Genomic DNA, 21,781 nt, shown 5'->3' on the forward strand with positions numbered 1-21,781 from the left:
TGTTAATCCGACGAGGGATAAGCAAATCAACTGTATGAGCAAAATAATTACATTGATGTGCTATTAAATTTTATTCAAATTATTTTGCGAGTTTGATTTGCCCCGAAGTGAATTTACAGGCTCTAGAGGCCTGGAGCACCGTTTCTGGAATATAATGGGTCATGAGAAGAAAATGCGCCCAGAAATAAAAACCTTTAAACAAATATTGCTAATTAATAGAATTGGTGCTAAACTAGTTAATGTATTAATATGTTATGCCAGTTGTATTCAAGAACTCTCGTTACGAGCCTTAAGAATTAGGAAGTGAATTATTTGACAATAAGACATGTGAATAAGAATGTTGGCATAGTATCCCTTGGTTGCCCTAAAAATCTGGTTGACAGCGAGGTTATGTTGGGACTTTTGAAAGAGAAGGGTTACGGAATTGTCGGCAAACAAGAAGAAGCCGATATAATTATTGTTAATACCTGCGGTTTTATTGACGAAGCTAAACAGGAATCGATAAATACCATATTGGATTTGGTAAGCATGAAAAACCTTCGCTGTGAGCTTATAATAGTTGCAGGTTGCCTGGCGGAAAGATACAATGTCCGGATAATTGAAGAGATTCCTGAAGTTGATGGTATTATCGGTACCGGATACTATGATAAAATTTGTGAAGTTATAGAAAAGGCTTATAAAGGTGACAAACCGGTCCTGTACAGCCAACCGGGATTTTGTAAATATATAGGGAAAAAAAGAGTAATATCAACTCCTAAAGGATATGCATTCCTCAAAATTGCTGACGGTTGTGATAATTGCTGTACTTATTGTGTAATACCTTCATTAAGAGGCAAATATAGAAGCAGAAATTTTGAGGATATATTGGACGAAGCAAATTATTTGGTCCAATGCGGAGCCCGGGAAATTATTTTGGTGGCTCAGGATACAACCGGATATGGTAAAGACATTTACAACGAGAGGAAATTGGCCGACCTTTTAAAGGAACTTGGCAAAATTGATAGTCTTGAATGGATAAGAATCCTTTATTGTTATCCTGATGAAATAGATGATAGGCTTATTGAAGAAATCGCAGAAAACCCCAAAGTATGCAAATATCTTGACATACCGATACAACACGCCAGCGATAAGATATTAAAAAGGATGGGCCGTAGAGGAAGCATTGCAGATATAAAATGCCTTATAAATAAAATAAGAAGCAGAATACCGGGTATTGTTATAAGGACATCCCTTATAGTAGGATTCCCCGGAGAAGACGAAGAAGATTTCAATGTCCTATTGTCCTCAGTTAAAGAATTAAGGTTTGAAAAACTGGGTGTTTTTATTTATTCGAAGGAAGAAGGTACTCCTGCTGCAAAACTTAAGGGCGCAGTTAAAAAAGCTATAAAGAAGAAAAGGTATGAAAACATAATGTCCTTACAGAAAGAAATAGTAAACGAAATAAACAAAGGGAGGCTTAATAAAATATATACCGTATTGGTTGAAGGTGTAGCTGACGACGGTATATTTTATTATGGTAGAAGCTACTCAGAAGCACCCAACATTGACGGGCTGATATACTTTACCAGTACTTATCCCCTTGAGATGGGCAGTTTTGTTAATATAAGAATTCTAAATACAGAAGATTATGATTTAATAGGAGTTGTAGAAAATGAATTTACCCAATAAAATTACTTTATCAAGAATATTAATTGTCCCTATTTTTATGATATTTGTTGTACCATTTCCCGATTGGGTAATAAACAATAGCGTTTTAAGAGCAATTGCCCCACAGTTGATGGCTCTTAATAACTTTATTATGAAATTTGGGCACTATATTGCTGCAATTATATTTATAGTAGCTTCAAGTACCGACGGCATTGACGGCTACATAGCAAGAAAAAACAAGCAGATAACCAAGTTTGGCATATTTTTGGATCCTGTTGCCGACAAGCTTCTTGTTACAGCCGCACTGGTTGCCCTGGTGCAAAGAGGCAGTATTTCAAGCTGGACTGCTATTATAATTATTGGAAGAGAATTGTTAGTAATGGGCTTAAGGCTTGTTGCTGCAGGAGAAGGGACAGTTATTTCAGCAAGCAAACTGGGAAAAGCAAAAACTTTAGTACAGATTATTGCCATTTCTGCTACTTTACTTCAAAATTTCCCCATAAGCTACTTTACCCAATTTAGGCTTGACAGGTATACAATGTTTCTGGCAGTAATTATTACTATTTATTCCGGTTATGATTACCTTGTGAAAAATATTAAGTTTATTCAAAATGATGAATAATTAATATAATATTTATATATTTTTTATTAAAGAGAATTAAAGGAAATTGTTGCATTAAAATTAGATTTATAATATACTGTTAATATTAGAAATTAGTAGCTGGTAATAATTTTATGCGAGGTGGGTTATTTAATGGGCAAATCAACTCTGTTAAAAAAGGAAAGGCAGGTTATTCTTTTAGATAAAATTAACTCTGACCCTTTTTTAACAGATGAAGAGTTAGCAGAAATATTTTCCGTTAGTGTGCCTACTATACGCCTTGACAGACTGGAACTAGGGATTCCTGAGCTTAGAGAACGTATAAAAAATGTTGCTGAAAAAAATCATAGAAAAGTGAAATCTTTAGGCAGTAAGGAAATTGTAGGAGAATTAATTGAATTGAATTTAGGGAAAAATGGTATTTCCATTCTTGAGACAAACCAGAACATGGCATTTGAAAAAACAAAAATAGTAAGGGGGCATTTTATTTATTCTCTTGCCGAATCTCTTGCAATTGCAGTTATTGATGCCGATGTAGCTCTTGTTGGGGTAGCAAACATAAAATATAAAATTCCTGTTTATGCAGGAAGTAAGCTGATAGCTAAAGCTGAAGTCCGCCAGGTAAGAGGTAATAATTATATTGTATGGGTAAAAATAATGCAGAAACAGGCGGAGGTATTTAGAGGAAAATTTATACTGGTATCCCTTGAAAAAATATAGTTTGATTATTAAAATGATTATATTAATAAATATTCTGTTAAAAGGGAATATTTAAATTTTACAGGATTATATATTTGTTAGGGAGTGAATGTTTTGATTATACTTGTTGATGCAATGGGTGGCGACAATGCGCCTGATGATATTGTAGAAGGTTGTATAAAAGCTATAAAAGAGGAAAATGGCTTTAAAGTCTTACTTATAGGGGATAGCAGCAAGATTGGAAAAATTTTGGAAAAAAGTAAATTTAATAGCTCCAGGATTGATATTGTTCATGCCAGTGAGGTTATTACAAATGAAGATGTACCAACAAAAGCAATTAAACTTAAGAAAGATTCTTCAATGGTTGCGGGGTTAAGTCTTCTTAAGGAGAATAAAGCCGATGTATTCATTTCTGCAGGAAATACGGGTGCTTTGATGACCGGCGCAACCCTTATACTGGGACGTTTAGAGGGTATAGACAGGCCGGCCCTGGCCCCGGTAATTCCTACAAAAAAAGGTGGAGCACTGCTGATAGATGCAGGGTTTAATACGGTGTGCAAACCGGTAAACTATCTCCAGTTTGGTATCATAGGTACAATCTATATGCGTGAAATTTTCAATATTAAAAATCCTACAGTAGGTTTAATAAATGTAGGTTCAGAAGAGAGAAAAGGAAACGAAACGATAAAACAGGCATTTAACATGCTTTCAAATTCAAATCTTAATTTTGTCGGAAACATTGAAGGACGGGAAATACCTGAAGGTAAAATTAATGTTGCAGTGTGTGATGGTTTTGTAGGAAATGTGTTGTTAAAGTTCCTGGAAGGCGTAGGATCATTTATTTTTGACGGTTTAAGAGACGTTTATTCTAAGAATATAATTTCGAAACTTGCATCTATTCTTGTAAAAGGAGAACTAAGAAAATTTAAAAAACGTTTAGATTATGAAGAATACGGAGGAGTGCCTGTCTTAGGGATAAATGGGACTGTCTTTAAATGCCATGGCAGTTCCAATGCAAAATCAATAAAAAATGCAGTAATACGGGCGTATAATTTTGCAAAAAGCTCTATTATGGAACAAATCAAAAGGGAAATTTGTTGTATGGAGGTAAGAAATGTCGGGACATGAATGGAAAGCAGCCGGAATCCTTGGAACGGGGAAAAGTATTCCTGAAAAAGTATTAACCAATTTTGATTTGGAAAAAATGGTTGATACTTCAGACGAATGGATAACCAAAAGGACAGGCATCTCTGAAAGACGTATTCTGGATAAGGATAAGCCTTTGCACCAACTGGGAATAGAAGCTTCAAAAGAGGCTCTGGAAGATTCAGGCATTAAACCTGAAGAACTGGATCTGATAATAGTAGCCACAGATACACCGGATTATTTATCCCCTTCCATGTCATGCCTTATTCAAAGGGGTATATCCGCTATTAATGCAGCAGCTTTTGATTTAAATGCTGCATGCACAGGTTTTGTTTATAGTTTGGCTGTTGCAGATCAGTTTATTCGTACAGGTTATTACAAATATATACTTATTGTATGTTGTGAAGGTCTATCTCGAGTGGTTGATTGGAAAGACAGAAGCACATGTGTCCTTTTCGGTGATGCATCGGGAGCAGTGGTTGTTGGCCCTACCGATAAGGGTTCTGGAATACTCAATACATACATAGGTGCCGATGGAAATCTCGGACATAATATCACAATTCCATGTTGTTATATAAGTGAGGAGGATGCTGCAAAAAGACCCAGGGAAAACAAGATGACAATCTGGATGGACGGCAGTGAGGTTTTCAAATTTGCTGTTAGAATTATGGCTCAAGCAACAGAAAAAGTTGTTGAAGATTCAGGACTTTCAATAAACGACATAAAATTGATTATTCCACATCAAGCTAATATAAGGATAATCGACGGAGCATTAAAACGTCTCGGAATAGCTGAAGACAAAATATATGCCAATGTCCATAAATATGGAAATACCTCTTCCGCCTCAATACCGGTCGCGTTAAATGAAGCAGTCAGGGAAGGCAGGATATCCAGAGGAGACAATATAGTTTTAGTAGGCTTCGGCGGAGGACTTACATGGGCATCTGCTCTGATAAAATGGGTAAAATAAGGAGGTTATAATTAAAATGGGAAAAATTGCATTTATATTTCCAGGCCAGGGAGCTCAATACATTGGAATGGGTAAGGATATTGCCATGGAATATAAGAAATCCGATGCAGTTTTTGATGAAGCTTCACAAGCACTGGGTTTTGACATAAAAAAAATGATATTTGAAGGTGATGAAGAAGCTCTGAAAATTACCGAAAATACTCAACCTGCTATATTAACCACAAGTATCGCCTGCATGCAACCGTTGCTTGAAGAAGGCATTAAACCTGATGTTGCCGCAGGTTTAAGCATAGGAGAATATGCTGCACATGTTACGGCAGGTACTTTTTCATTTAAGGATGCTGCACGTATAGTAAGAAAAAGAGGAAAATACATGCAGGAAGCAGTACCGGTCGGTGTTGGCACTATGGCTGCCGTAATCGGCCTTGAGAATAATATTGTGGCTGAATGTTGTATTGAGGCTTCAAAAGAGGGTATTGTAGAACCGGCAAATTATAATTGCCCAGGACAGGTTGTAATAGCAGGAGAAGTAAAAGCAGTTGAGGCGGCAATGGAATTATGTAGCCAAAGAGGTGCTAAACGTACTGTAATTCTTAAGGTAAGTGCTCCGTTTCATTGTAGCCTGCTTGAATCTGCAGGTAAAAAACTTGCTCTTGAACTGGAAAAAGTAGAAGTAAATAATATGTCAATACCCGTTGTAAGTAATGTAAATGCTCAATATATAACAGATAAAGCATTAGTCAAAGATCTTTTGATAAAACAAGTAAGCAGCCCCGTGCTCTGGGAAGATTCGGTGAGAAAAATGATTGAAAATGGAGTTGATACCTTCATAGAAATCGGGCCGGGCAAAGTATTGTCAGGCTTTGTTAAAAAGATAAACAAGGATGTCGCGGTGTTCAATGTTGAAAACATTGAGTCTCTTAAGGAAACTTTAAAGGGGGTACAGAAAAAATGCAGTTAAAAGGGAAAACCGCAATAATTACCGGTTCCGCAAGGGGATTGGGAAAGGCAATAGCTCTCAAACTGGCGGAAATGGGAGCAAACATTGTTTTAAACGATATTCCATCATCAGATGCAATAGATTCTACAGCTGAGGAGTTTAGAGTTCAGGGGTACAATGTGGTGGTTACTAAGGGTGATGTAAGAAACCAGGAAGATGTCGAAAATATGGTCAACAAAGCCGTTGAAGCCTTCGGCAGTGTAGATATCCTGGTTAATAATGCAGGTATAACAAAAGATACCCTTATTATTAAAATGTCTGAAAAAGATTGGGATGATGTCCTTGACATTAATTTAAAAGGGGCATTTTTATGCACAAAGGCGGTTGCTAAAATCATGATAAAGCAAAGAAGAGGGAAAATAATAAATATCGCTTCTGTTGCGGGTGTTATGGGTAATCCTGGCCAGGCCAACTATTCTGCATCAAAAGCGGGACTGATTGGACTTACTAAGTCAACTGCCAAGGAACTTGCTTCAAGAGGAATTACTTGTAATGCTGTTGCTCCAGGATTAATACAGAGCAAGATGACCGATGTACTGCCTGAAAAAATAAAAGAAAATTATCTTAATAATATACCGTTAGGAAGGTTTGGGACACCGGAAGATGTAGCAAATGTTGTTGGGTTTTTGGCTTCTCCTGATTCGGATTATGTTACCGGTCAGGTAATTCATATTGACGGCGGCTTGGTAATGTAATAATATTCTTACAGAAGGTGATTTTTGCTATTATTTAATTTTAAGAGGAATTATATTAAAAATTTCCACTGACTTTATAGTGCTGTGGAAGGAGGTGAGGGTTATGGTATTTGAAACTGTAAAAAAGATAATTGTTGAACAACTTGGTGTTGATGAAGACGATGTTACAATGGAATCTTCCTTTATAGATGATCTGGGGGCGGATTCCCTGGACATTGTTGAATTGATTATGGCTTTGGAGGAAGAGTTTGAACTGGAAATTCCGGATAGTGATGCTGAAAAAATAACAACGGTTGGTGATGCTGTAGAATACATTAAAAATCACACATAAAAAAAGTCCCGTACGGGACTTTTTTTATATTGCAGTATGTTGACATTATAGCAGCATTGTATTAAAGTTACATTGATAAACTTGCACAAAAGGGAGGTTAATTCGATGAAGAAGCGTGTGGTTGTAACAGGAATGGGAATTGTGCATTCTTTAGGACTAAATATACATGATTTTTGGAAATCAATTAAAGAAGGAAAATGTGGTATAGATATTGTTACAAAATTTGATGTTTCAAACTTTTCAACAAAGGTTGCAGCGGAAATTAAGAATTTTGATCCAAATAATTTTATTGATAGAAAAGAATCTAAAAGAATGGATAGATATACCCAGTTTGCCATGGTAGCAACAAAAATGGCTATGGAGGAAGCTCAGTTGGTTACAGCTCAAATAAATAAAGAACGTATGGGAGTTATTATCGGTTCCGGCATTGGTGGAATAGAAACCCTGGAAGAACAGCACAAGACTCTTATTGAAAGAGGGCCTGGAAGAATAAGTCCTTTTTTCATACCGATGATGATTGCCAATATGGCATCGGGGCGTATTGCAATACAGTTTGGAGCCAAAGGCTTTAATGAGTGTGTAGTTACAGCTTGCGCTACAGGGACTAATTCCATAGGAGATGCTTTTAAAGTAATACAACGGGGAGATGCGGATATTATGATAACAGGAGGAACTGAAGCACCAATTACTCCTCTTTCTTTTGCAGGTTTTTGCTCAATGAAAGCCATGTCTTCCAATAGCGATCCTAGAATAGCGTCAAGGCCTTTTGATCTTGAAAGGGATGGCTTTGTTATGGGCGAAGGAGCAGGTATTCTTGTACTCGAGGAGTTTGAGCACGCAGTTAAAAGGGGTGCAAACATACTTGGCGAAATAGTAGGATATGGGTGTAACTGCGATGCATATGACATTGTGCAACCTGCGCCTGAAGGTGAAGGCGCTGCAAGATGCATGAAACTGGCAATTCAAGATGCAGGGATTAGCGTTGAAGATATTGGGTATATTAACGCCCACGGTACATCTACCTATTACAATGATAAATATGAAACAATGGCTATAAAATCCGTTTTTGGAGAACATGCAAAAAAACTTGCCGTAAGCTCAACCAAATCAATGACAGGACACCTTTTGGGTGCCGCTGGAGCAATAGAAGCAATAATAACAATTCTTGCATTGAAGGAGGGTTTTTTGCCTCCAACAATTAATTACAAAACTCCTGATCCGGAATGTGACCTTGATTATGTACCTAATGAAGGAAGAACCTCAAATATTGAGTATGCTTTGTCTAATTCGTTAGGCTTTGGTGGACATAATGCCACTCTTGTATTCAAGAAATATAGAGGTGCATAGCAAACAAATAATATAAAACAGGTATAATGCAAAAATAGGTGACATTACTTTCAGCGTGGATAATTCGGAGGGAGCATGAAGAATACAATTGAAAAACTGATTAATAATTTGTCGGATTTTGAAGAGATAATAAAATATTCGTTTAAAAACAAAGAGAATTTAATACTTGCGTTGACACACAGTTCATTTGCTAATGAGAACAAGCAATTGAAGTTAATGAGTAATGAACGCCTGGAATTTTTGGGAGATGCAGTCCTTAATATTATTATCAGTGAAAGGATTTATTTAAAACACAAGGAACTAAATGAGGGGGAAATGACGAAAACACGCTCTATAATTGTTTGTGAAGCGTCTCTTGTAAAATGTGCAAATAAGATTAATATATCAAAATATTTGCTCCTGGGAAAAGGAGAAGAGTTAACAGGAGGAAGGTCCAGGCCTTCCATCCTTTCAGATGCTTTCGAAGCTTTAATCGGGGCAATTTATGTAGATGGGGGCATAAAAAGCACAAGGAAATTTATTAATAACACTATGAAACAGGTAATTGAAGATGCTATAAAAGGGGAAGACTATCTGGATTATAAAACACAATTCCAGGAAATTATACAGAGTAGCGGAGAAAAAAGAATTTCATATGAAGTGCTGGACGAAAAAGGTCCGGACCACGACAAGACATTTATCACACAAGTAAAAATTGAAGACAAAGTTATGGGTATGGGAAAAGGAAAAAGTAAAAAAGAAGCGGAACAAAATGCGGCAAAAGATGCATTAACAAGGTTGGGATTAGGTGGTTGAGAGTTATTGCTTAAGGTAATTAACGTGGGGATGAGGTGTTATGGTTGTACCTTAAAAGACTTGACATACAGGGTTTTAAATCTTTTCCGGAACGGACTACACTGTTATTTGACAAGGGTATAACTTCTATTGTAGGGCCAAATGGTTGCGGTAAAAGTAATATAGCAGATTCAATAAGGTGGGTCCTTGGGGAACAAAGCATGAAAGCTATAAGAGGAAGTAAGCTGGAAGATGTAATATTTACAGGGACAGAGTTTAGAAAACCCCTTGGGTTTGCCGAAGTGTCATTGACACTGGATAATTCTGATAAAATATTGCCTCTGGAATTTTCGGAAATTACGGTAACAAGGAGGATATTCAGGTCGGGAGAGAGCGAATACTTTATAAACAAAGCCCCTTGCCGTCTTAAGGATATAAATAATCTTTTCCTTGATACAGGAGTAGGTCGGGACGGTTATTCAATTATTGGGCAGGGAAGAATAGATGAGATATTAAGTGCCAGGTCTGAAGATAAGCGTCATATATTTGAGGAAGCTTCAGGCATTATGAAATACAGGGTACGAAAAGAGGAAGCGGGAAAAAAGCTTGAATTGACAAAGCAAAATATTCTAAGGATTGAAGATATATTGAATGAATTGGAATTTCAGTTAATACCTTTAAAAGAGCAGGCAGAAACAGCAAAAAAATACTTGTTTTTAAGGGATAAACTAAAAGAACTTGAAATAAATGTTTATATTGACACTATAGCAAAACTTAGAGAAAGGATAAGGAAAAGTGAAGAAGAGTATAACACTGTGTTTGAAAATAAAAACAAGCTTATTGCCGAAGCAGAGCAAGTTAACAAGGAAAATATTGAAAAATCCCGGTTGTTAAAACGACTTGAAGAAAACCTAGATGCTTCCAGGAAAGAATATTATACTCTTGAAGCGAACTACGAGAAAGCCCTTGGTGAAATAAACCTGAACAATGAAAAAATTAATAATCTCAAGGAAAGTATTGCTAAAATTTGCAATGAAACATCCCAACTGGAACAAAAATTAAGTAATATACAAAAAAATACAAAAGATTATGAGAATAACCTGGAAGAATTAAAGCTAAAATATACAGAAGCATTATCTAATCTTGAAATGAAAGAGAAATCCTTGGAAGAAATGGCATGTGCCCTTAATGAATCTGAAAATCAACTGGAAACAATGAAAGCAAAACTCATGGAAAAGCTTGATTTGCTATCAGATAAAAAGTTGCAGGTTGGTAATATAAGAAGCCATATAGAGAATATCGGGATAAGAAAGAAAAGCATTAATTGTGAAGTTGACAGAATAACGCAAGACATAGAAAAAGAGAAGAGTAAAAAAGCTGTTTTAGAGGAAAGAATAAATGACTTAATGGATGAGATAGAGGAAAACAAGCTCTCATTGAATTCGCTTATAGAATTAAAAAGGAAACTGGATAAAGACCTGGTGACTGAAAAAGAAAAAAGGGATTTTATCAAATCAGAAATACAAATAAAGACTTCCAGGTATAAAATGCTAAAGGAAATGGAAGATAAACTGGAAGGGTATAATAAGACTGTCAAAAATTTTCTTCAGTCTTGCAAAAAGATGCCCTCGTTATGGAACGGCATAAGGGGGGCTTTGGGGCAACTTATTTCTGTTGATAAAAAATATGAAACGGCAATAGAGATAGCATTAGGAAGTGCAATTCAGAATATCGTGACTGATACTGAAGAGGACGCAAAAGCAGCTATTGAATTTTTAAAGGAAAACAATTTGGGAAGGGCTACATTTCTCCCTATGACTTCAGTTAAGGGAAAATACATGGAACAGGGTATTATAAATGAGGCTGAAAAAATGCAGGGTTTCCTAGGTATAGGCTCTGATGTTGTAACATGCGATTCGAAATATGAGAGCATTATACTAAGCTTGCTAGGCAAAGTTGCAGTAGTTGAAAATCTTGATACGGGAATTGCTTTAGCAAAGAGGTTTAAGTATGCTTTTAGAATAGTAACATTGGATGGAGATATTCTTGCCACTTCCGGAGCTATATCGGGAGGGAGTAAAGACACATATTCTCATGGACTCCTAAGCAGAGCGAGGGAAATATTGGAATTGAAAGAAGATACGGATAAATTGGAAGTCAATCTGTCAACGGTAGAAAACAATATCAACTTGATACAGAATGATGTGGATAATACTTCAAAAAAAATTCAAAGCATTCAAACTACGCTGAAAGAAAAAGAAATGGACAAGCTACGCTGCGAAAGCCAGCTCTCCCATATAAATGAAAATATAAAAAACCGGAATGCCAAAAGAGAAATGTTGAAAGAAGAATATGCACAAATTTCAAGGCAAGAAGAAGAAATAAACCAGGAACTGAAAAAATATGAAAATGAGCAGCAAAAAATTGAAAATGAGATAATTCAACTTAAAGAGTCTATAGATAAGCATCAGGAAGTCCAGCGCAAAAATTTGTCTGAAAGAGATGTTATATTGGCTGAGATTACTAATTATAAAATCTCGGTAAACTCTTATAAGGAAAGCATTGATAATGTTAAAAAGAATATCCAAAGTTTAATAGAAGAAAAAGGAGAAATTGGGAATAGGATTTCGTGTAAAAACCATGAAAAAGAAAAGGCAGAAAAAGAAATTGAATTAATAAAGGAATCAAACCTGGGATTAGAAAATTCAATAAAGGCCTACAATGAACAAAAAACAGGGAAAAGTATTGAAATTGACAGGATAATTGAAGAAAGAAAAGCAATTGAAGAAGAGTTGGGCAAAACTGCTCAATTGTTGGAAGATATAAGAAAAAACGTTGTATTATTAAACGAGGAATTAAGCAGGCTCAATATTAAAAAAGCAAAGGATGAATCTGAACTTGAAGCAGTACAAAACAGGATGTGGGATGAGTATGAATTAACTTATACCAATGCACTTGAGTTTAAAAAGGATATCGGAAGCATGGCCAAAGCCCAAAAAGAGATTAATGAGTATAAAAACCGGATAAAAGAACTGGGATACATAAATATTAATGCAATTGATGAATATATTAAAACTAAAGAGCGTTTTGATTTTATAACTGCACAAAAGGCTGATATGGAAGACTCGGTTGAAAAGTTGAAAAGAATAATACACGAAATTGACGTACAGATGAAAGAGCAGTTTATTGAAAACTTCAATTTAATAAATACAAATTTTAATATGGTTTTTAAAGAATTATTTGGCGGAGGAACAGCAAACCTTAGGCTTGTCGATAAAGACAATGTGCTTGAAAGCGGTATAGAGATAGAAGCGCAGCCTCCCGGCAAAAGATTGCAAAATATGATGCTGTTATCCGGCGGCGAGAGGGCTTTTACCGCAATAGCGCTCTTGTTTTCAATTTTACTGCTGAAACCTGTATCCTTTTGCGTATTGGATGAAATTGAGGCTTCTCTGGATGAAGCAAATGTAAGCAGATTTGCTTTGTATATAAAAAAGCTTTCCTCGAGGACACAATTTATAGTTATTACCCATAAAAAAAGTACTATGGAAGTATCAGACGCAATATATGGTGTAACAATGCAGGAAAAGGGGATATCCAAAGTTGTCTCAATGAAAATAAACGAAAAAAACGATAGCGAAAAGGTTGGATAAATATTATGAAAGCAAATTTTTATTGCACAAAAAGGAGAATTACTGAATAAGAAAGGACAGGGGAATTTAATTATGGCATTCTTTGAAAGGTTAAAAAAAGGACTGGAAAAAACACGTAAAGGAATATCTGAAAAAGTTGACCATTTATTGGCTTCTTTTGGGAAAATTGATGAAGCCTTATTTGAAGAACTGGAAGATATACTTATAGCTTCGGATGTTGGAATAGACATAACACTAAAAATTATTGGGGACATAAAGGCTAGAGTAAAAGAAAAGAAAATTACAAACCCTAAAGAGATTAAGAATTTGCTCAGGGAAGAGCTAATAACTATCCTGAGAGACGACAATTCCGGCTTGAGATTGGACACTTCCCCTTCAGTTATTGTTGTTGTAGGAGTAAACGGTGTTGGCAAGACAACTACAATTGGAAAAATAGCAGCTAATTTAAAGAAAGAAGGTAAAAGGGTTGTTCTTGCCGCAGCAGATACATTTCGGGCTGCCGCAATAGAACAGCTTGAAATATGGGCAGATAGGGCAGACGCAGAAATTATTAAGCACACGGAAGGAGCAGACCCGGCAGCAGTCGTATACGATGCAATACAGGCAACAAAAGCCCGGAAGGCTGATGTTTTGATATGCGATACGGCAGGCCGACTTCATACAAAGAAGAATTTAATGGAAGAACTGAAAAAGATAATTAGGATAATAGAAAGGGAACTTCCCGGAACAAACCGTGAAACCCTGCTGGTATTAGATGCCACCACGGGACAGAATGCTATTTCACAAGCAAGAGTCTTTAGCGAAGCAACAGATGTATCCGGAATAGTATTAACAAAGTTAGATGGTACTGCTAAAGGTGGAATAATTGTAGCTGTAAAATCGAAATTGGGCATACCTGTCAAGTTTATTGGAGTGGGAGAAAAAATTGAAGATTTACAGCAATTTAATGCACAGGAGTTTGTGGAGGCATTGTTTTCCGAGACATAAAAACAAAAAAGTTGTTGACAAGAGGAGAAAAACATTCTAAAATAGGTGTAAAGTATAAATGCTTTACACCTATTTTTAATTGGTGAATATTAATGAAAAATATTTATGAAATCGGATTGTTATTGGACTTTTATGGCCAGCTGTTAACCCAGCGCCAGTATGAAATACTGGATATGCATTATAACAATGATTATTCACTGGGAGAAATAGCTGAACATTTGGGTATAAGCAGGCAGGGTGTCTACGATAACTTAAAAAGAGGAAAGACCCTTTTGGTTAATTTTGAAGAAAAGTTGGGCCTTTTAGCAAAGCATTTTAGACAAAAATCTATTGCAGAAAAGATAATGGATATTGTTGAAGATATGAATACAAAGGATATGATTGGTGAAGATAAGGAAAAATTACTTGTTATTAAAGACTATTTGAAGGAATTAATAGAATGCATTTAGATTATATAAGTAAATATGAGGTTTAAGCTTTTGGAAGGAGTTGTAAAATGGCGTTATTTGAAAATTTATCGTCCAAATTGCAGGAAGCCATAAATAAAATGCGGGGTAAAGGAAGAGTTACTGAAAAAGATGTAAAGGCAATGATAAGAGATATAAAATTGGCACTGCTGGAAGCTGACGTTAATTACAAAGTTGTAAGAGATTTTATAAATACAGTATCTGAAAGGGCAGTTGGACAAGAAGTTTTAGAAAGTCTTACTCCAGGTCATCAGGTTATAAAAGTTGTGCATGAGGAATTAATTAAGTTATTGGGAGAGGTTCCAAGTAAATTAACATTTTCTTCAAAACCTCCGTCAATTTATATGATGGTAGGGCTTCAAGGATCCGGTAAAACCACCACATCCGGTAAATTAGCAAATTTGCTTAGGAAGCAGGGTAAAAATCCTTTATTGGTAGCATGTGATATTTATAGGCCAGCAGCTATTAAACAGCTCCAGGTTGTTGGGGCACAATTGGACATACCTGTTTTTACTGTAGAAAATGAAAAGGACCCTGCAAAGATAGCCAGAGAAGCCATAGAATATGCAAGGGTAAAACAATATGATTTGGTAATTATTGATACCGCAGGTAGGTTGCATATAAATGAAGAAATGATGGATGAACTTATAAATATAAAACATACCGTGAAACCTCAGGAAATACTCCTTGTTGTTGATTCTATGACAGGGCAGGATGCGGTTAATGTTGCTGAGAGTTTTAATCAAAGAATAGGTATTGATGGTATAATACTTACTAAGCTGGATGGAGACACCAGGGGAGGCTCAGCATTATCTGTAAAAGCTGTGACCGGAAAGCCTATAAAATTTGTCGGGGTAGGAGAGAAACTGAATGATCTGGAACCCTTTTTCCCTGATCGTATGGCATCAAGAATTCTTGGAATGGGTGATGTACTCAGCCTGATTGAAAAAGCGCAGGAAGCCTTTGATGAAAAACAGGCCCTTGAGATGGAAAAAAAGCTCAGAATGCAACAATTCACACTTGATGATTTTTTGGTACAAATGCAACAGTTGAAAAAAATGGGCCCTTTGGACCAGATTATCAGCATGATACCTGGAGTAACTCCAAAGGCTATGAACAATATGCAAATCGACGAAAAAAAGCTTGTCTATATGGAGGCTATAATAAACTCAATGACAAAAGAGGAGAGAAATAATCCTTCGATAATTAACTACAGCAGGAAAAAAAGGATAGCTGCAGGAAGTGGTACTTCTATCCAGGAAGTTAACAGGTTGTTGAGAGATTTTGAAAATATGAAAAAGATGATAAGGAATTTGGATAATATAGGTAAATATGGTAAAAAGGGTATAGGAAATTTTCGCATGCCCTTTTAGAGGATACAAAAATGTTTCTCAGATTTTAAAGTTTTTAAATTAACAGGAGGTGATAATTTTGGCTGTAAAAATAAGGTTAAAGAGAATAGGCGCAAAGAAAAATCCGCATTACAGGATTGTTGTTTCAGACTCAAGGTTTCCCCGGGACGGGAGGTTTATTGAAGAAATAGGTTATTATAATCCTGTTGCAAATCCGTCAGAAGTAAATATTGACAAGGAGAAAGCATTAAAATGGATTAAAAATGGTGCACAACCTACCGATACAGTAAAAGCACTTTTAAAAAAGCTAGATATTATCCAATAAAAATGGACAAAATACAGGAGGTATAAAAAATGAAAGAGCTGCTTGAAACCATAGTCAGAGCACTTGTTGATAATCCCGATAAGATTTCTGTTAATGAGGTGGAAGGAGAAAAGTCATTAATACTTGAATTAAGAGTTGCCCCTGATGATATGGGGAAAGTAATTGGAAAGCAAGGAAGAATAGCAAAGGCGATAAGGACTGTTATGAAAGCAGCAGCAGTAAAAGAGAACAAGAGAGTTGTTGTAGAAATTATTCAATAACTGACCAAAACTAGCAAAACCTTTAAAAAAGCCCCCCAAAATTAACGGGGGGTTTTTCACAAAAAGGCGGTGTTGTTTTTGCACGAATATCTCGAAATTGGGAAAATCGTAAGCACTCATGGAGTTAGGGGAGAGGTCAAGGTAATACCTTTAACAGACGACCCCAAGAGATATTATAAACTAAAATGGGTGTATGTTGGCAACCACTATTTTATTGAAAAGTATAACATTGAAAATATAAGGATTTCCGGAAATACTGTTATACTGAAATTTAAAGAAGCAAATGACATGAATAAAGCTGAATTGTTAAAAGGATTATTCGTTAAAGTAGACAGGAAGCATGCAGTAAAATTACCTGAAGACACATTTTTCATATGTGATTTAATAGGCTGTACTGTATACGAAGAAAGTGACGGTAGAAAATTAGGTATACTAGATGATGTTATAAAAACAGGAAGCAATGATGTATATGTTATAAAAGCCGAAAACGGAAAGGAAATACTAATACCGGCTTTAAAAAGCGTTGTAAAAAAAGTTTTAATTAAAGACAAAAAGATGTGGGTTTTACTTCCTGAAGGGCTGGTAGAAGATGGTTTTTGATGTTTTGACACTTTTCCCCGGCATGTTTTTGCCGGTGCTGGGCGAAAGTATTATTGGAAAAGCCCAGGAAAAAGGTATAATTAAAATTAATCTAATAAATATTAGAGATTTTTCCAAGGATAAGCATAATAAAACGGATGACTACCCTTATGGTGGAGGGACAGGCATGGTTATGATGGCTCAGCCTATATATGATGCCTACCTCTCGATTATAGAAAACCTGGATTATAAACCATATTTAGTCTATATGAGCCCCCAGGGTAAGGTGTTGGAGCAAGATAAAATAAAAGCGCTGAGACAATTAAAACACATAGTAATTCTTTGTGGGCATTATGAAGGTGTAGACGAAAGAATAATTGAAGAAATAGTGGACGAAGAAATATCCATAGGGGATTATGTACTTACTGGCGGGGAACTGCCTGCCATGGTCCTTATTGATTCTATCAGCAGGACCCTTCCCGGAGTATTATCCAGTGAAGAAGCCTATATGGATGAATCTCATTTTAATGGACTGCTTGAATATCCGCAGTATACAAGGCCTTACTGTTTTTTAGGTAAAAAAGTACCTGAAGTATTGATTTCCGGTCATCATGCCAACATTAACAAGTGGAGGAGACAACAGGCTTTAGTCAGGACATACTTGAAGCGGCCGGATTTGTTTAAGAAGCTTGTTCTGAATGACGAGGACAAGCGGCTTTTGGAAGAGGGATTAAAGGGAAAGATATAAAAATATACGATGACCATAGCTTTGACATGTAAAAAAATTAGTTTACAAGGCAAAATCGTTGTGGTATAATACTTTTCGTGTGAATTTACGGGCGGTCCGCTGTAGAAAGGTATAAAACTTTTACATGAACGTCCTGGAAGGAAGGAGGATAAACAATGGATTTGATCAAAGCAATAGAACAGGAACAGATGAGGACAGACCTGCAGCATTTTAATATTGGCGATTATGTTAGAGTACATTTGAAAATTAAAGAAGGAAACAGGGAAAGAATACAGGTTTTTGAAGGGACGGTTATCGCGCGGAAAGGTTCGGGTCTGAGAGAAACATTTACCGTAAGAAAAATATCTTATGGTATTGGCGTAGAGAGGATATTACCTTTACACTCTCCTAAAATTGACAAAATTGAAGTTGTAAGAAAAGGTAAAGTAAGAAGGGCTAAACTTTACTATTTACGTAACAGAGTTGGTAAATCAGCCAAAATTAAAGAAAAACTTCAAAGCAGATCTGCTAAAGAAGCAGATACAACTGGATTGGAAATTCAAACAGAAATTGAAAATGAATAATATAGCATACATAAAAGGGACAAAGGTCCCTTTTATGTATGCTATATTTATTATTTATGGTGTTATATATATCTGTTATTATTTACATTGCATTATCACATTATATTTTGTATATTTTAATAAAGCAGGAATTAGGACATGGACAACACAAAAAACAATAAAAATAGTTTGTTGGAATTTTTAAAATGGTTAGAAACCTTTATTATTGCAATAGTAATTGCCCTCTTAATAAGAGGTTTTGTTATTGAACCGGTTATCGTCAACGGTGTATCAATGGAAGATACTCTTTTAAACGGACAAAGGCTTATTATTTATAAATTAGGCTATTTTTTTCATCCTCCTGAAAGGGGAGATATTATAGTTTTGCAATACAAAAAGGGATTTATAGGAGATATACCTTTTTTTAAAAACCTGGACTTTTTGAATAGGGTTCTTCCATCTACAATGGAAGTTGACTACATTAAAAGGGTAATTGCCGTACCGGGAGATAAAATAGACATTAAAGATGGCCATGTTTATGTTAATGACAAAAAGCTTGAAGAAGAATATGCCAAAGGTGAAACATATAAGCAGTTAATGGATTTTCCCCAAATAGTTCCTCAAAACACCGTGTTTGTTATGGGTGACAACAGGCAAAACAGCCGTGATAGCAGAGTTATAGGATTTGTTGAATTTGATAGAATTAAAGGAAAAGCAATTTTAAGAATATGGCCCATTAAGGATTTTGGAATAATAAAATAAGAATAATCCCAAATGAGGAGAGATATTAATGAATATACAATGGTTCCCGGGGCATATGGTAAAGGCAAAAAGGATGGTTTCCGAAAACCTTAAATTTGTTGATGTTGTTATTGAAATTCTCGATGCAAGAATTCCTTTCAGCAGTAAAAACCCTGAAATTGATAAAATATTAAAATCAAAACCAAAAATAGTGGTATTTAATAAAGCAGACCTTGCAGATGAGAAATTATCCCAAGAGTGGAGTGCTTGGTATGGAGCCAGAGGATTTCAAAATGTATTTATTGATTCAATTCGGGGAAAAGGTATTGACCGCCTGAAATCCATACTTCAGGAAATGATGAAGGAAAAAATTGAAAGGGAAAAACAGAAAGGTAAAATTTACCGTCCAATAAGGACTATGGTAGTGGGTATACCAAATGTAGGCAAATCTTCCCTGATAAATAAAATTGCAGGCAAATCCAGGACTGCTACAGGGGACAAACCCGGGATAACAAGACAAAAACAATGGATAAGGCTGGATAAAGGAATTGAGATGTTAGACATGCCCGGAATACTATGGCCGAAGTTTGATGATCCTAATGTCGGCTTAAACCTTGCTTTTACAGGAGCTATTAAAGATGATGTCATTGATATCGTTGATGTTGCATCTAAACTTATGGAAAAACTAAATAAAACTTACCCTGAACTTTTGAAATTAAGGTATAAACTTGATATTACGGATATAAAAAATTTGACGGATATAAATAATTTAGGTGATGAAGTGCAGCAAGGTTATCGACTGTTGGTATGTGCCGGCAGAAACAGAGGTTGTCTTATATCCGGAGGTAATGTAGATTTGAACCGGATTGCCGCAATTGTACTTGATGAATTCAGAGGAGGGAAAATTGGTAGAATTACACTGGAGAAGCCGGATGTTATGGATTAGAAATGAGAGATTAGAGGTGAGAAAACGATATGACGAAAAAGCCTACATTGAAAGAAATAGAACAGGAAATAGTCGGACTTGAACCATCCCAAGCCCTCGAATATTTATATATTATCAAAGATAGATGCACTCTGAATATTACAAGGCTTATAGAAAAATATACAAAAAGATTGAAAGCTTTTGAAGAAGAAAAAAGAAGATTTGATGAAATGTGCATATTTGAGCGGGAAGCGTACAGTAACGGAATAAAATACATCGCAGGAATAGATGAAGCAGGGAGAGGACCCCTAGCGGGTCCTGTTGTATCTGCAGCTGTAATACTGCCTCAAGACGTTTTTATTGAAAATCTTAAAGATTCAAAGAAACTAACCCCTGCACAGAGAGAAAGGCTTTTTGACGAGATAAAGAAAAAAGCAATTGCCTACGGCATAGGAATAGTTGATGAAAAATGCATTGATAAAATAAATATTTTAAATGCTACGAAACTGGCAATGAAAAAAGCAGTTAAAGACTTGGTCCCAGTTCCCGATATATTATTTATAGATGCAGTTTACCTGGATAATATAAACATAAAACAGAAGGTAATTGAAAAAGGAGACAACCTAAGTATTTCTATTGCTGCTGCCTCTATATTGGCAAAAGTAACCAGAGATAAAATTATTGAAGAAATGGATCTAATATATCCTCTGTATGGTTTTGCCAAAAATAAGGGTTATGGTACAAAAGAACATATTGATGCTATAAAGAAATATGGAATTTGTCCGATACATAGAATAAGCTTTGTTGAGAAGTTTATTAAAGGATAAAAATTGATGATCAATTGAGGTATAGAATAAATAATAGACCAGGGTCGGTGATATGAGAATAGATGTTTCAATTCCTGGACAGCTTGCATCAGAAAGCATTTTAAAAACTAATATTTTAAAGTTAAGTACCGGCAGTATAGTAAAAGCACAGGTCGTTGAAATATATCCGACAAAAGCACTGCTGAAATTTTTCAGCGGTGAAATAGTAACAGCATCCGTAAGCCCCGATGTAAACATAGAGAAGGGAGAGATTTTGGAACTTAAAGTTACCAAGAGTGATTCAGCACAAATTGTCCTGGAGAAGGTTGGCGATTATTCCAATAACAATGATACAATTGTTGATAATGATGGTATTTATGTTGATGCTATTTCAGATAATGCGGCTTATGCTGATAATGTTGCTATTGTTGATGCTGTGAATATTGAAAATAAAATTAAAGGTTTAATAAGCACTTTAATTAAAGTCATTGATCCAAAGTCGAGTAATGCTGAGTTCAGTGATATACAGTTAAATAATATTGGGCTTGATAATACAAAAATTAATGATACCGGTAACAATATCTTTGATAAATATAAGCAAAACAGGTTGGAGAAGGTCAAATATGCTTTAATTAAACTTATAGATATTTTAGATAGTCAAAAAAATTCCGAAATTGTGCCGAAATTGCCAGCAAGTTTAATGAATTCACTGAGGCAGGACTTAGAGCATATTACTAATATGAGTAATAATCATATATATATTCAAATTCCAATAAAACTTTCCGATAATACTGCATCAGGGGATTTATATATTATGAAAAGAAAAAGGAAGGGACAAAGAAATGCACTTGATGGTGATGATGTGAGTGCTTATTTATTACTTCAACTTGAAAATATGGGATATTTTAAATCGCTGATCGCTTTAAAACAAAAAACGACAGTATATATTGACATAGAAGTGGAGAATAAAGATGTTCAGGCTTTTCTTAAAGAGAATTATAAATATATATACGCTAATCTACTGGAAAAAGGTTACCGCCTGGCAAATATAAAATCAAATATCAGGGAATCTAATAAAATTAGGATTAAAGACGGTATTAATGGAGAGATAGAAAATAAAGAAAATTTGAATATCGACATTAAAATATGAAATAGATTAAAGTATAAAATAGGTTGGGAGTTGTAT

The 21,781-nt window shown here is 35.5% G+C and carries 23 protein-coding genes; all 23 read left to right on the forward strand.

Annotated elements, in window-relative coordinates; translation table 11 throughout:
- Positions 1–327: 327 nt before the first annotated feature.
- The 23 genes from rimO (at position 328) to HPY74_10505 (ending at position 21,745) form a co-directional block, all read left to right on the forward strand.
- Positions 328–1,668: a 30S ribosomal protein S12 methylthiotransferase RimO gene (gene rimO / locus HPY74_10395; protein NSW91058.1), complete on the forward strand. Its 1,341-nt coding sequence runs from the start codon at positions 328–330 to the stop codon at positions 1,666–1,668.
- Positions 1,652–2,269, forward strand: coding sequence for a CDP-diacylglycerol--glycerol-3-phosphate 3-phosphatidyltransferase (gene pgsA / locus HPY74_10400; GenBank protein ID NSW91059.1), 618 nt, complete (start codon positions 1,652–1,654; stop codon positions 2,267–2,269). The genes rimO and pgsA overlap by 17 nt, the downstream gene beginning before the upstream one ends.
- Before the next feature lie 132 nt (positions 2,270–2,401).
- The gene (gene fapR, locus HPY74_10405; protein NSW91060.1) at positions 2,402–2,968 is read left to right on the forward strand and encodes a transcription factor FapR; all 567 of its coding nucleotides are present in this window, start codon (positions 2,402–2,404) and stop codon (positions 2,966–2,968) included.
- Positions 2,969–3,061: 93 nt separating this feature from the next.
- Positions 3,062–4,075: a phosphate acyltransferase PlsX gene (gene plsX, locus HPY74_10410; GenBank protein NSW91061.1), complete on the forward strand. Its 1,014-nt coding sequence runs from the start codon at positions 3,062–3,064 to the stop codon at positions 4,073–4,075.
- A complete protein-coding gene (locus HPY74_10415) occupies positions 4,062–5,063 on the forward strand; it encodes a ketoacyl-ACP synthase III (protein ID NSW91062.1) in 1,002 nt (333 codons plus the stop codon). Before plsX ends, HPY74_10415 begins: the two co-directional genes overlap by 14 nt.
- A 16-nt stretch (positions 5,064–5,079) precedes the next feature.
- The gene (gene fabD / locus HPY74_10420) at positions 5,080–6,024 is read left to right on the forward strand and encodes an ACP S-malonyltransferase (GenBank protein NSW91063.1); all 945 of its coding nucleotides are present in this window, start codon (positions 5,080–5,082) and stop codon (positions 6,022–6,024) included.
- Positions 6,015–6,758: a 3-oxoacyl-[acyl-carrier-protein] reductase gene (fabG, locus tag HPY74_10425; protein ID NSW91064.1), complete on the forward strand. Its 744-nt coding sequence runs from the start codon at positions 6,015–6,017 to the stop codon at positions 6,756–6,758. The genes fabD and fabG overlap by 10 nt, the downstream gene beginning before the upstream one ends.
- A 103-nt stretch (positions 6,759–6,861) precedes the next feature.
- On the forward strand, positions 6,862–7,089 hold the full coding sequence (gene acpP, locus HPY74_10430) for an acyl carrier protein (GenBank protein ID NSW91065.1): 228 nt from the start codon (positions 6,862–6,864) through the stop codon (positions 7,087–7,089).
- Positions 7,090–7,194: 105 nt separating this feature from the next.
- Positions 7,195–8,436 carry a beta-ketoacyl-ACP synthase II gene (fabF, locus tag HPY74_10435; protein NSW91066.1) on the forward strand — a complete coding sequence of 414 codons (1,242 nt, stop codon included), beginning with the start codon at positions 7,195–7,197 and terminating at the stop codon, positions 8,434–8,436.
- Between the two features lie 75 nt (positions 8,437–8,511).
- The gene (locus HPY74_10440; GenBank protein NSW91067.1) at positions 8,512–9,231 is read left to right on the forward strand and encodes a ribonuclease III; all 720 of its coding nucleotides are present in this window, start codon (positions 8,512–8,514) and stop codon (positions 9,229–9,231) included.
- 44 nt (positions 9,232–9,275) lie between these two features.
- Positions 9,276–12,863 (forward strand): chromosome segregation protein SMC, encoded by a 3,588-nt coding sequence (smc, locus tag HPY74_10445; protein NSW91068.1) that lies wholly within the window; start codon positions 9,276–9,278, stop codon positions 12,861–12,863.
- Positions 12,864–12,935: 72 nt separating this feature from the next.
- Positions 12,936–13,850: a signal recognition particle-docking protein FtsY gene (ftsY, locus tag HPY74_10450; GenBank protein ID NSW91069.1), complete on the forward strand. Its 915-nt coding sequence runs from the start codon at positions 12,936–12,938 to the stop codon at positions 13,848–13,850.
- Between the two features lie 92 nt (positions 13,851–13,942).
- Entirely contained in the window at positions 13,943–14,299 is a 357-nt protein-coding gene (locus tag HPY74_10455) for a YlxM family DNA-binding protein (GenBank protein ID NSW91070.1), read from the forward strand.
- A gap of 47 nt (positions 14,300–14,346) precedes the next feature.
- Positions 14,347–15,690: a signal recognition particle protein gene (ffh, locus tag HPY74_10460; GenBank protein NSW91071.1), complete on the forward strand. Its 1,344-nt coding sequence runs from the start codon at positions 14,347–14,349 to the stop codon at positions 15,688–15,690.
- A 58-nt stretch (positions 15,691–15,748) separates the two neighbouring features.
- Positions 15,749–15,994 carry a 30S ribosomal protein S16 gene (gene rpsP / locus HPY74_10465; protein ID NSW91072.1) on the forward strand — a complete coding sequence of 82 codons (246 nt, stop codon included), beginning with the start codon at positions 15,749–15,751 and terminating at the stop codon, positions 15,992–15,994.
- A gap of 29 nt (positions 15,995–16,023) precedes the next feature.
- Positions 16,024–16,254 (forward strand): KH domain-containing protein, encoded by a 231-nt coding sequence (locus tag HPY74_10470; GenBank protein NSW91073.1) that lies wholly within the window; start codon positions 16,024–16,026, stop codon positions 16,252–16,254.
- A 78-nt stretch (positions 16,255–16,332) separates the two neighbouring features.
- Positions 16,333–16,854 carry a 16S rRNA processing protein RimM gene (gene rimM / locus HPY74_10475; GenBank protein NSW91074.1) on the forward strand — a complete coding sequence of 174 codons (522 nt, stop codon included), beginning with the start codon at positions 16,333–16,335 and terminating at the stop codon, positions 16,852–16,854.
- Positions 16,844–17,581, forward strand: coding sequence for a tRNA (guanosine(37)-N1)-methyltransferase TrmD (gene trmD / locus HPY74_10480; protein NSW91075.1), 738 nt, complete (start codon positions 16,844–16,846; stop codon positions 17,579–17,581). The genes rimM and trmD overlap by 11 nt, the downstream gene beginning before the upstream one ends.
- A gap of 155 nt (positions 17,582–17,736) precedes the next feature.
- Positions 17,737–18,144: a 50S ribosomal protein L19 gene (gene rplS / locus HPY74_10485; protein ID NSW91076.1), complete on the forward strand. Its 408-nt coding sequence runs from the start codon at positions 17,737–17,739 to the stop codon at positions 18,142–18,144.
- Between the two features lie 138 nt (positions 18,145–18,282).
- Positions 18,283–18,885 (forward strand): signal peptidase I, encoded by a 603-nt coding sequence (gene lepB, locus HPY74_10490; GenBank protein NSW91077.1) that lies wholly within the window; start codon positions 18,283–18,285, stop codon positions 18,883–18,885.
- Between the two features lie 28 nt (positions 18,886–18,913).
- Entirely contained in the window at positions 18,914–19,810 is an 897-nt protein-coding gene (gene ylqF / locus HPY74_10495) for a ribosome biogenesis GTPase YlqF (protein NSW91078.1), read from the forward strand.
- 29 nt (positions 19,811–19,839) lie between these two features.
- On the forward strand, positions 19,840–20,616 hold the full coding sequence (locus HPY74_10500; GenBank protein NSW91079.1) for a ribonuclease HII: 777 nt from the start codon (positions 19,840–19,842) through the stop codon (positions 20,614–20,616).
- 52 nt (positions 20,617–20,668) lie between these two features.
- Positions 20,669–21,745 carry a hypothetical protein gene (locus HPY74_10505; GenBank protein ID NSW91080.1) on the forward strand — a complete coding sequence of 359 codons (1,077 nt, stop codon included), beginning with the start codon at positions 20,669–20,671 and terminating at the stop codon, positions 21,743–21,745.
- Positions 21,746–21,781: the final 36 nt, after the last annotated feature.

This window comes from Bacillota bacterium, from assembly GCA_013314855.1.
GTDB lineage: Bacteria > Bacillota > Clostridia > Acetivibrionales > DUMC01 > Ch48.